Genomic DNA, 9560 nt, shown 5'->3' on the forward strand with positions numbered 1-9560 from the left:
GACGAAGTCACCCGAGTCGATGTGGGTGGCGAAGGTGGGCTTGTGCGTGCCACGCAGGAGCGTGGCGGCGGGCGAAGCCAGGCGGCCGAGAACGACGTCAGGGGCGTCGATGACGACCCAGTCACGCTGGACCTCGCCGGCCTTAGGGGTGTAAGTGCGCGTCACGATAGTGCTGCTTTCTTGTTCGAACGGAGAAGTTCGTGAATCCCACTCCGGGGTGGTTCTTCCCGACAGGGAGGAACACGCCAGTGGAGGGCTCACGTTCGTTAGTACTCGGCAGTCGAGTACCAAAGAGACAGCCTACGTCATTCCGGGCGTTAATCCCAATCCGAACGCGTCCGTCAGTCGAAGCGCGTGGTGACCAGGATCGGGCGATGATCGCTGAGTCCCTGCGGCAGGGTCGTGACGCGCTGGATCTCGAAACCGACGGACGTCGCGAAGTCGTAGTGACCGCGGAACACCCGATAGCGCGTGTACGTGTGGTCGTCGCTCATGGTCAGCGCGTACCCGTGCTCGCGCACCGTCTTTCCGAGGTTCTCTTTGAAGACCGGGTAGTTGTAGTCGCCGACCATCAGCTGAGGCAGCCCCTCGCCCAGGGTCGCGAGCTCGGTGAGTGCGGCGCGGATCTGGTGGCGACGCAGGGAGTTCAGCGCGGTCAGGGGTGCGGCGTGGAACGACGCGGCGATGAAGTCCTGCCCCGCATCGATGTCTCTCAACCTCGCGCCGAGGACTCGCTCGTGCGCGGGCTTCGCGATCCGGTCGTGCAGCGACTTCTTCAGCTCGATCGTGCGGATGCCCTGAAGGTGGAAGGCGCTCTCGCGGTAGAACATCGCGAGCCCCAGTCGGTTGCCCTGAGTCGCGTCGGCGAGCGCGAGGTCGCCGATGCGCTCTGGCAGGCCGGCGACGTCGCACTCCTGCAGACACAGGATGTCAGGATCGTGCGCCGAAGCCAGGGCCACGAGCTCTCCGGCCGCGCGGTGCTTCTGCAGGTTGTACGAGATGACCTTCATCGCACCTCACGCTAGTGCGTGCAGCTTGGATTCCGGTGGCAAACGCCCGTCCGTCCGGTGAACGCGTGCCGTCATGAGCTCGCGCGGTCGCGGCGAGCGCGTGTCTGCTCCGCCCTGGTCGAGAGCAGGTCGTCGGCGGGGTACCCGACCTCGGTCAGGGTGAGGCCCCGAGCGGCCAGCACCTTGAACTCGCTGGTGCGGGTGAGCGCATCGCGCAGCACGACCAGGTCGTCGATGTCGAGCCGCCCTTCGCCCACCGCGACGCAGGCGCCGACGAGGGCCCGCACCATGCTGTGGCAGAACGCGTCGGCCTTGACCTCGGCGACGAGCACGCCCTCGGCGTCTCGGGTCCAGCGGTAGTCGAGAAGGGTTCTTATGGTCGTGGCCTCTTCACGCGGCTTGCAGTACGCCGCGAAGTCGTGAAGGCCGATGAGGGTGCGCGCAGCGGCATCCATCGCCGTCTCATCGAGCACCCCGCGGTGGGCCGTCGTGTCGTGGCGGCGGATCGGGTCGTACCCCGACGACTCATCGGCGAGGCGGTAGCGGTAGCGCCTCCAGACTGCGGAGAAACGCGCATCGAACCCCTCAGGGGCGATCGCTGAGCGCGTCACGGTCGCATCCGGATACGCACCGAGCACCCCGCGCATGCGCCGAGCGATGGACGCAGCCGGATCCTGAGGGGCGCGACCCTGACGAGACTCGATGCGCGCCCACTGCTCGTCGTCGAGATCGACGTGCGCGACCTGGCCCAACGCGTGCACACCGGCATCCGTGCGTCCGGCGACGACGAACTGCACGTCGGAGCCGACGATGCGAGCGAGCGCCGCTTCGAGAGTCCCCTGCACCGTGCGCAGGGTGGGCTGCTTGGCCCACCCGCGGAAGTGGGTGCCGTCGTAGGCGATGTCGAGCCGGATGCGCACAGATAGAGCCTAGGCCGTACCCGTGCGCGATCCGGCTCTGACCGAATGCCGTATCTCAGATGCCGCCGTCGATCGAGCGGATGATGTCTCCCGGCTCGTCGGGCACCATCACCTGGGTGTCGCGGTTGAGGCTCTCTCCCCGGAAGAACCTCTTCGACCGCGGGAAGAGGTACCAGAGGAACATGAGCACCAGACCGAAGGCCAGCGAGCCGATGCCGATCACGAAGGTGCCGCCGATGCCGAAGAGCACGGTGTAGCCGTAGTCGACGTCCCACATGTCGATCGCCGACTGCACGAACGCGCCGGTCAGCATGAGCCCGCCGATCAGGCGGAACAGACCCTTGAAGAAGAAGTCCCCCGAGGAGGTCGTGAGGTCCTTGCGGAAGTACCAGACGCACGCGAAGCCGGTGATGGCGTAGTAGAAGGCGATCGCGAGACCGAGCGACAGGATCGAGTCCTGCAGGATGTTGTCGCTGAACAGGGTCATGCCGACGTAGTACGCCGATGCGACGACCCCCATGACGATGGTCGAGAACGACGGCGTCTTGTAGGTCGGATGCACATCCTTGAACTTCGCGGGCAGTGCGCGGTAGACGCCCATGGCGAGCGTGCCGCGAGCCGTGGGGAGGATCGTCGTCTGGGTCGACGAGATCGCCGAGATGATCACGGCGACGACGAGCATCCAGCCGAACGGGCCGAGCAGGCCGTCTTTGATCGCGAGGAAGAAGTCGTCGGCGTTCGCCTCGTTGCCGAGGCCCGTGCCGGTGTCGCCGAGCCCGGCGTACATCATCGCCGCGATCGTCACACCCACGTAGGTGAACAGCAGGATGACGGTGGTCAGCAGAGCCGCGCGGCCGGGGATCTTCTTCGGGTCCTTCGTCTCTTCGTTGAGGGCGAGGCAGGTGTCCCAGCCCCAGTAGATGAAGAGCGCGAGCAGGATCGACTCGGTGAAGCCCGACCATGAGGTGAAGCCGAACGGGTTCAGCCATTCGAGGTCGAACGGTGTCGGGTTGGGTGCGGTACCGGCGAAGAACTGCCAGAGGGCCGCGACCACGAAGATCGCGAGTGCGAGGTACTGGATGCCGAGGAGGACGTTCTGGATGCGCTCGCCGATCTCGACGCCGCGCCAACTCACCCAGGTCATGGCGGCGATGAAGAGCACCGCGACGAGGATGATCCGCCAGTCGTTGTTCTCGAGATCGAACCCGATCAGCGACCAGAAGTAGACCGAGGCGATCTGAGCGAGGTTCGCGAGCACGACCATGCCGGCGACCGCGACGCCCCATCCGCCCATCCAGCCCACCCAGGGGCCGAACGCCTTGGTGCCCCACGTGAAGGTGGTGCCGCAGTCGGGCACGGCGTTGTTGAGCTCGCGGTACGCGAACGCGATGAGCAGCATCGGCACGAAGGCGATGATGAAGGCGATCGGCGCCTGTGCTCCCACCGCCAGCACCACGAATCCGAGCGTGGCGACGAGCGAGTACACCGGCGCGGTGGACGCGAGCCCGATGACCGTGGAACCCCACAGCCCCAGCGAACCGGTTGCGAGCCCCTTGCCTTCGGGGCGTTCGAGATGGATCGGCGTCGTAGCTGACATGTTCAGAACATACGGCTACTGCGGTTATCGCGTCAATCCTTTTCTCAGACCGATGGATTCCGTGGAAAGAACCGCCTCAGACCGGCGGAATCCGTTGGCTACCCGCGATCGGTCATGCTGTCGGCGTGATCGGCCACCCACTCGACGAGCGGCAGCATCCGGTCCATCAGGTCCCGGCCGAGCGGGGTCAGGCTGTACTCGACGTGCGGCGGCACCGCCGGCAGCGACTCGCGATGCACCAGACCGTCATCCGCCAGGGTGCGCAGCGTCGACGCGAGCATCTTCTCGCTGATGCCGCCGACCTCGCGCCGCAGCTCGCCCCAGCGGCGCGTGCCGTCGGAGAGAGACGAGAGCACGAGCACACCCCACTTGCTCATCACGTGGTCGAGGATCACACGCGTGCTGCACCCGGGTTCGAAGATCTGAGGTGTCGCCTCCCGGATCTGCGCATAACTAACGGTCATGTATGTACCTTACTTCCAAGTGGGTACCCGCAGTCTGGAATGTACAGACTGCCCGAGGCGGTTGATGGTCATGTCACCTACGAAAGGACACCCCATGACCATCCTCGTCACCGGCGCGACCGGCAACCTCGGACGCCTCGTCATCGCCAGCCTCCTCGAGCGCGGCGCGGATCCGCAGTCGATCATCGCCGGCGCACGCGACGTCGCGAAGGCCCAGGACCTCGGCGTGCGCGTGGCGCACCTCGACTACGCCGCGCCGTCGTCGATCACCGCAGCGCTCGAGGGCGTCGATTCGGTGCTGCTGGTCTCGGGCTCCGAGGTCGGCCAGCGCGTTGCCCAGCACAAGGCGGTCATCGACGCCACGAAGGATGCCGGAGTCACGAAGTTCGTCTACACGAGCGCACCCAAAGCGACCACCAGCGACCTCGTGCTCGCCCCCGAGCACAAGGCGACCGAAGAGCTCATCGCCGAATCCGGTCTGCCCGCAGTGATCCTGCGCAACAACTGGTACACCGAGAACTATGCCGCCGACCTCGCTCGCGCCGCCGAGACCGGTGTGCTCGCATCCGGCGCCGGCGACGGTCGCGTGGCCTCCGCGAGCCGCAGGGACTTCGCCGAGGCTGCAGCGGTCGTGCTGCTCGAAGACGGCCACATCGGCCAGGTGTACGAGCTCGGCGGCGACGTCGCGTGGAACTACTCCGACCTCGCGGGCGCGATCGCCGAGGTCGCCGGTCGCGACGTGACCTACCAGCCCCTGACCGCCGACGAGCAGCTCGCGGGCCTGCAGGCGGCGGGCCTCGATGAGGGCACGGCGGGGTTCGTCGTCGCTCTCGACGCCGGAATCGCGGCGGGGGCGCTGGCCGACACCGACGGCACTCTCGCCCGCCTGATCGGCCGGCCGACGACGCCCCTCGTCGAGGGGCTGCGCGCGATCGCCTGATCTCGCGACGTTCACAGGATGAGGGCTGACGCCCGAGAAGGGGCCGATCTTCACCCAGGATCGGCCCCTTCGCATGCTCACGCGGACTCAGTCCGTCGTTGCCTCCCGAGGATGGACATACGCGATCGTGAGCACGATCTCGACGGGCCCCAGCCCGTCGTCCGCGAGCACCTTCCCCACGGCCCCGCGGACTTCTCGCAGCACCTCGACCGCACTCGTCGAGTACTCGATGCCGAGCGAGGCCGCCACCGACGCAGTCTCGCCTGAGATGCGCACAGCGATGAGCGGCTCGTCGACCCGACTGATCCCGATCGCCACGGCACCCTCGCCGACGAGGTTCGAGACCAGGGATCCTGCGCGATAGACACTGCGCACGCCGGGCGTCGCCAGCACTGCCGTCTCGAGCCTCTCCGCGAGACCCGGAACCGCCGTCGTCGTCATGATGCCTCCTCCCCTGCACTGCTGATCCGCTGGATGTCCTTCACCGTGACATCGATCCCGGTGATCACGAGATCCGTCTGGCGTCGCAGACGATCCGCCACCTCGGTACGAAGCCGTTCGATCGCCGTCGGGATCGATTCGCCGTACACGGCGTTGACCTCGATCGCGATCCGCACCGGCGCACCCGCGGTGGTGACATCGCCGTCGAGAGTCGACCGGCCGACCAGGATTCCCGGAACGGCGTTCTCGGCCGAGCGGATGAGTCCTCGCACGGCGCCCTCGGTGATTCCAAAGTCGACATCGGGTTCCGTCTCGGCGAACGGGATGCGGCGACCTGCGCGCGCATCCAACGCGATTCCCGAGAGGATGCGGTCGACCCAGCTGTCGTCGACCTCCGGCATCGCCGCGGCATCCGCGTCGATCAGCTGCCCACCCAGACCCTGAAGCCGCTCGAGTGCGTCGAGCGCGAGCTGGCAGCCGGGCGAGCCCTCGATAGACGGGTCGAGCGGAAGTCTTCCTGATTCGAGATAGTCGCTCAGCTCTTCGAGAGTGTGCCCGTCGAGATCTCCGGGCTCGAGTCCGAGCTGGCGAACATCGGGGGTTCCCTGTTCATCAGTCATCGCCAGGCCTCCATTCGCACGATCATGAACTTGCGCGCACGCGCGAGCAGCCCGCGAGCGGTCGAGACCGAGATGTCGAGTTCCGCGGCGATCTCGTCGTACGAGTAGCCGCCCATCTCCCTCAGCACCCAGCACTCGCGTTGCGCGGCAGGGAGCTCCTGCAGCGCGGCACCGAGCGCCTCTATCCCCGCCCGGGCCTCCACGACGCGCGCGGGAGCGCTGTGCGCGGGAGCCGACTGCTCCATGTCATCGACGTCGAGCATCGGCCGGAGCGCCCGGATGCGGTCCACCGCCTTGCGGCTGACGATGCGCATCAGCCAGCTCTTGACCTTCGACGGGTCGTCGAGCTCAGAGAAGCGCTGCCACGCGGTCACGAACGTCTCCTGCACGATGTCGTCGACATCGGCAGAGGCGTTCAGCATCCGCTGCGTGTAGGCGCGCATCATGGGCGTGTACCTGCGCACCAGCACTGCGAACGCCGCGACGTCGCCGTCCATCGCCCGACCGGCGACGATCCGGTCGTCAGCCTGCTCGAGAGCAGAGCGAAATCTTTCCCCAGCCATGCATCGACTCCCTTTTCCATGCCCCTGAATGTATTCGGAGCAGACCCGCGATCGGATCTCATCGACGACCCGATCGCGCGGTCACGAGATGCTGATCCGATCACTCGTCCGCACCTCGATGGGGTCACAGGACGCGGGTCTCCGGGCTGTCGTCGACGACCACGGTCTCGACGGCCTCGTCGTCGTCGGCGGGAATGTGCACGTCGTTGATGGTGACGTTGACCTCGACGGCGTGCTTGCCGACGAAATCGGTCATGGCGACCGAGATCGCCGCGCGCACGTCGTCGGCGACCTTCTGGAGCGACGCCGGGTACTCGGCGACGATGGTCACGTCGACCGCGACCTGGGTCTCGCCGACCTCGACGCTGACTCCCTGAGTGAGGTCGGTGGAGTTGAGGGCATCGCGGATCGCGCCGACAGCCCGGGCAGCCCCGCCACCGAGAGCGTAGACGCCGGGCACCTCACGCGCGGCGATACCGGCGATCTTGGCGACGACGCCGTTCTCGATGATCGTCTCGCCGGTCGAGGCGACGGCCGACGCCTGCGGTGCGACCTGGACCTTGGGCTGCTCTGCGTTCGAGACGTTCGCCATCATGTGCTCCTTCATCAGTGTTTTCCGTCCTCAGCGGGCGGGTCGCAATTCAGCGACACCACTAAGACGGATGCCGGAAGCAGATCGTCACAAACTCAGCTGAGAAAATCTTCACAGTGCACTCTTAGGTTGAGAGTGCAATATTGCACTCTATGAGCGAGAGTGCAGATTCACTGCGGGAGCAGCGCAAGCGCGAGACGTTGCGAGCACTGACCGACACCGCCCGCCGGATGACGACCGACCAGGGCTTCGCGGGGTTCACCGTCGAAGAACTCTGCGCCGAGGTCGGTGTATCGCGGAGGACGTTCTTCAACTACTTCGAGAGCAAAGAGAACGCGGTCTTCGGCTTCGCCGCGCTCGACCCCAGACAGGAGGCGCTCGAGACGGAGTTCGCCGCGCAGAGCGGCGACCTGCTCGACGACTTCATCCGGCTGACGATCGCCCGCTTCGACCTCTTCAATCCGCTCGACGACGCTCCCGCCCTCTTCGCGGTGATCGAGCAGGAGCCTCGTCTGCTCAAGGCGGCGTTCGAGCAGATCGCGAAGAACGAGCGGCGCGACATGGCACTCATCGTCCAGCGCACCGGCGAGAGCGCCGACGCCGAGATGCGCGCCGAAGTCATGGTCCACACCGTCGGCGCGCTGGTGCGTCTGAGCATGGATCAGCTTCTGCACCACCACTCGACCGAGTCCTTCAGCGATCTCGTGAGCCGTCGGCTCGCCGTCGCTCGCACCGTGTACGCACCATCACAGAAAGCCGACTGAATGTCTGCCACAGCCACCAAGGATGCGCCGTTCCTGCTCACGAAGCGGCGCATCTGGATCATCTTCAGCGCCCTGATCGCGGGCATGCTGCTCTCGAGCCTCGACCAGACGATCGTCTCGACCGCCATGCCGACCATCGTCGGACAGCTCGGGGGCGTCGACCACCAGGTCTGGATCACCACCGCGTACCTTCTGGCGACGACCATCGTCATGCCCATCTACGGCAAGTTCGGTGACGTCCTCGGACGCCGCAACCTCTTCCTCGTCGCGATCGCGCTCTTCACTCTGGCGTCGGTCGGCTGCGCATTCGCCACCGACTTCTGGATGTTCGTCACCTTCCGCGCCCTGCAGGGTCTCGGCGGCGGTGGACTGATGATCCTGTCGCAGGCCATCATCGCCGACATCGTGCCTGCGAACGAGCGAGGCAAGTACATGGGCCCCCTCGGCGCCGTGTTCGGCCTGTCCGCCGTCGCAGGCCCCCTCCTCGGCGGCTTCTTCGTCGACCACATGACGTGGCAGTGGGCTTTCTACATCAACATCCCCGTCGGCATCGCCGCGTTCATCATCGCGCTCGTCGCCCTGAAGCTGCCGAGCAAGAAGGCCGAGAAGCAGATCGACATCTTCGGCGTGATCTTCCTGTCGATCGCGACCACCTGCCTGATCTTCTTCACCGACTTCGGCGGCGACAAGGAGTTCGGCTGGGATTCGCTCGCGACCTGGGCCTGGGGTGCCGGACTCGTCGTGGCCGCCACCGCCTTCGTGATCACCGAGGCGAAGGTGCAGGAGCCGATCATCCCGCTGAGCCTGTTCCGCAACCCGATCTTCGTCAACGCGACCGCTATCGGACTCGTGCTGGGCATCGGGATGTTCGCGGCGATCGGCTTCGTGCCCACATTCCTGCAGATGTCGTCGGGAACGTCGGCCGCGGCATCCGGCCTGCTGATGATCCCGATGATGGTCGGTCTGATCGGAACCTCGATCTTCTCGGGTATCGCGATCTCGAAGACCGGCAGGTACAAGATCTATCCGATCGTCGGCACGATCCTCACCGGCATCGCGATGGTGGCGATGACCACCCTCTCGGCCGAGACGCCGATCTGGCTGATCTGCGCCTTCCTGTTCGTCTTCGGCGCAGGTCTCGGCCTGATCATGCAGGTGGTCGTGCTGGTCGTGCAGAATGCGGTGCCGGCCGGCGAGATCGGAACCGCGACCAGCACGAACAACTACTTCCGCGAGGTCGGAGCATCGCTGGGCACCGCGGTGTTCGGAACGATCTTCACCACCCGGCTCACCGAGAACCTGCTGGGCGTCTTCGCCGACGCCGGAGCGTCTCCGGATGCCGCCTCGCAGGCCGCGTCGACGATCGACCCCGCCACGCTCAACGCGCTGCCGGACGAGGTGAGAGACGGGATCGTCACGGCCTACGCGGATGCCCTCGCACCCGTGTTCTGGTACCTCGTGCCGTTCATCGCACTCGCGCTGGTGCTGTCGCTGTTCCTCAAGCAGATCCCGCTGTCGGATCAGGCGGGGCTCGTCGCCCGCGGCGAGGCCATCAGCGGCGAGGAAGCCGAGCGCCTCGAAGCGGAGCAGCGAGGCGTGGTCGTCCAGACCGCCACCGGTTCAGACGGCGATGGCCGGGCTACGGTCGA

At 66.3% G+C, this 9560-nt stretch carries 12 protein-coding genes; 3 read left to right on the top strand and 9 right to left on the bottom strand.

The annotated features are described in order from the left end of the window. The 5 genes from J7E68_RS17795 to J7E68_RS17815 form a co-directional block, all read right to left on the bottom strand. On the bottom strand, nucleotides 1-165 hold a 165-nt coding region (locus J7E68_RS17795; RefSeq protein WP_215174868.1), incomplete at its 3' end, for an uL13 family ribosomal protein. 176 nt (nucleotides 166-341) lie between these two features. Then, a complete protein-coding gene (locus tag J7E68_RS17800) occupies nucleotides 342-1010 on the bottom strand; it encodes an endonuclease/exonuclease/phosphatase family protein (RefSeq protein ID WP_215174847.1) in 669 nt (222 codons plus the stop codon). A gap of 71 nt (nucleotides 1011-1081) precedes the next feature. Further along, entirely contained in the window at nucleotides 1082-1930 is an 849-nt protein-coding gene (truA, locus tag J7E68_RS17805; protein ID WP_215174849.1) for a tRNA pseudouridine(38-40) synthase TruA, read from the bottom strand. A gap of 55 nt (nucleotides 1931-1985) precedes the next feature. After that, the gene (locus tag J7E68_RS17810; protein ID WP_215174851.1) at nucleotides 1986-3527 is read right to left on the bottom strand and encodes an APC family permease; all 1542 of its coding nucleotides are present in this window, start codon (nucleotides 3525-3527) and stop codon (nucleotides 1986-1988) included. 98 nt (nucleotides 3528-3625) lie between these two features. Continuing rightward, nucleotides 3626-3991, bottom strand: a complete 366-nt coding sequence (locus J7E68_RS17815) for a helix-turn-helix domain-containing protein (protein ID WP_215174852.1) — start codon at nucleotides 3989-3991, stop codon at nucleotides 3626-3628. 94 nt (nucleotides 3992-4085) lie between these two features. Between J7E68_RS17815 and J7E68_RS17820 the strand changes: the two genes are divergently transcribed. Next, nucleotides 4086-4931 carry an SDR family oxidoreductase gene (locus tag J7E68_RS17820; protein WP_215174854.1) on the top strand — a complete coding sequence of 282 codons (846 nt, stop codon included), beginning with the start codon at nucleotides 4086-4088 and terminating at the stop codon, nucleotides 4929-4931. 87 nt (nucleotides 4932-5018) lie between these two features. Here J7E68_RS17820 and J7E68_RS17825 read toward each other — a convergent pair whose 3' ends face one another. From J7E68_RS17825 to J7E68_RS17840, 4 genes are all read right to left on the bottom strand, one after another. Beyond that, entirely contained in the window at nucleotides 5019-5372 is a 354-nt protein-coding gene (locus J7E68_RS17825; RefSeq protein WP_215174856.1) for a hypothetical protein, read from the bottom strand. Continuing rightward, nucleotides 5369-5992, bottom strand: a complete 624-nt coding sequence (locus J7E68_RS17830) for a hypothetical protein (RefSeq protein ID WP_215174858.1) — start codon at nucleotides 5990-5992, stop codon at nucleotides 5369-5371. The genes J7E68_RS17825 and J7E68_RS17830 overlap by 4 nt, the downstream gene beginning before the upstream one ends. Next, the gene (locus J7E68_RS17835; RefSeq protein WP_215174860.1) at nucleotides 5989-6555 is read right to left on the bottom strand and encodes an RNA polymerase sigma factor; all 567 of its coding nucleotides are present in this window, start codon (nucleotides 6553-6555) and stop codon (nucleotides 5989-5991) included. The genes J7E68_RS17830 and J7E68_RS17835 overlap by 4 nt, the downstream gene beginning before the upstream one ends. 124 nt (nucleotides 6556-6679) lie before the next feature. Beyond that, nucleotides 6680-7147, bottom strand: a complete 468-nt coding sequence (locus J7E68_RS17840) for an Asp23/Gls24 family envelope stress response protein (RefSeq protein ID WP_251049120.1) — start codon at nucleotides 7145-7147, stop codon at nucleotides 6680-6682. A gap of 152 nt (nucleotides 7148-7299) precedes the next feature. Here J7E68_RS17840 and J7E68_RS17845 point away from each other — a divergent pair, with 152 nt between their 5' ends. After that, entirely contained in the window at nucleotides 7300-7911 is a 612-nt protein-coding gene (locus J7E68_RS17845) for a TetR/AcrR family transcriptional regulator (protein ID WP_215174864.1), read from the top strand. Next, a partial coding sequence (locus J7E68_RS17850; RefSeq protein WP_215174866.1) for an MDR family MFS transporter occupies nucleotides 7912-9560 on the top strand: 1649 nt, incomplete at its 3' end.

This window comes from Microbacterium sp. ISL-103 (assembly GCF_018613995.1).
Taxonomy (GTDB): Bacteria; Actinomycetota; Actinomycetes; order Actinomycetales; family Microbacteriaceae; genus Microbacterium.

Coding starts and splice junctions, on each gene's coding strand:
- J7E68_RS17800 (WP_215174847.1), bottom strand. CDS start 1,010: ATGAAGGTCATCTCGTACAACCTGCAGAAGCACCGCGCGGCCGGAGAG.
- J7E68_RS17810 (WP_215174851.1), bottom strand. CDS start 3,527: ATGTCAGCTACGACGCCGATCCATCTCGAACGCCCCGAAGGCAAGGGG.
- J7E68_RS17815 (WP_215174852.1), bottom strand. CDS start 3,991: ATGACCGTTAGTTATGCGCAGATCCGGGAGGCGACACCTCAGATCTTC.
- J7E68_RS17820 (WP_215174854.1), top strand. CDS start 4,086: ATGACCATCCTCGTCACCGGCGCGACCGGCAACCTCGGACGCCTCGTC.
- J7E68_RS17825 (WP_215174856.1), bottom strand. CDS start 5,372: ATGACGACGACGGCGGTTCCGGGTCTCGCGGAGAGGCTCGAGACGGCA.
- J7E68_RS17830 (WP_215174858.1), bottom strand. CDS start 5,992: ATGACTGATGAACAGGGAACCCCCGATGTTCGCCAGCTCGGACTCGAG.
- J7E68_RS17835 (WP_215174860.1), bottom strand. CDS start 6,555: ATGGCTGGGGAAAGATTTCGCTCTGCTCTCGAGCAGGCTGACGACCGG.
- J7E68_RS17840 (WP_251049120.1), bottom strand. CDS start 7,147: ATGGCGAACGTCTCGAACGCAGAGCAGCCCAAGGTCCAGGTCGCACCG.
- J7E68_RS17845 (WP_215174864.1), top strand. CDS start 7,300: ATGAGCGAGAGTGCAGATTCACTGCGGGAGCAGCGCAAGCGCGAGACG.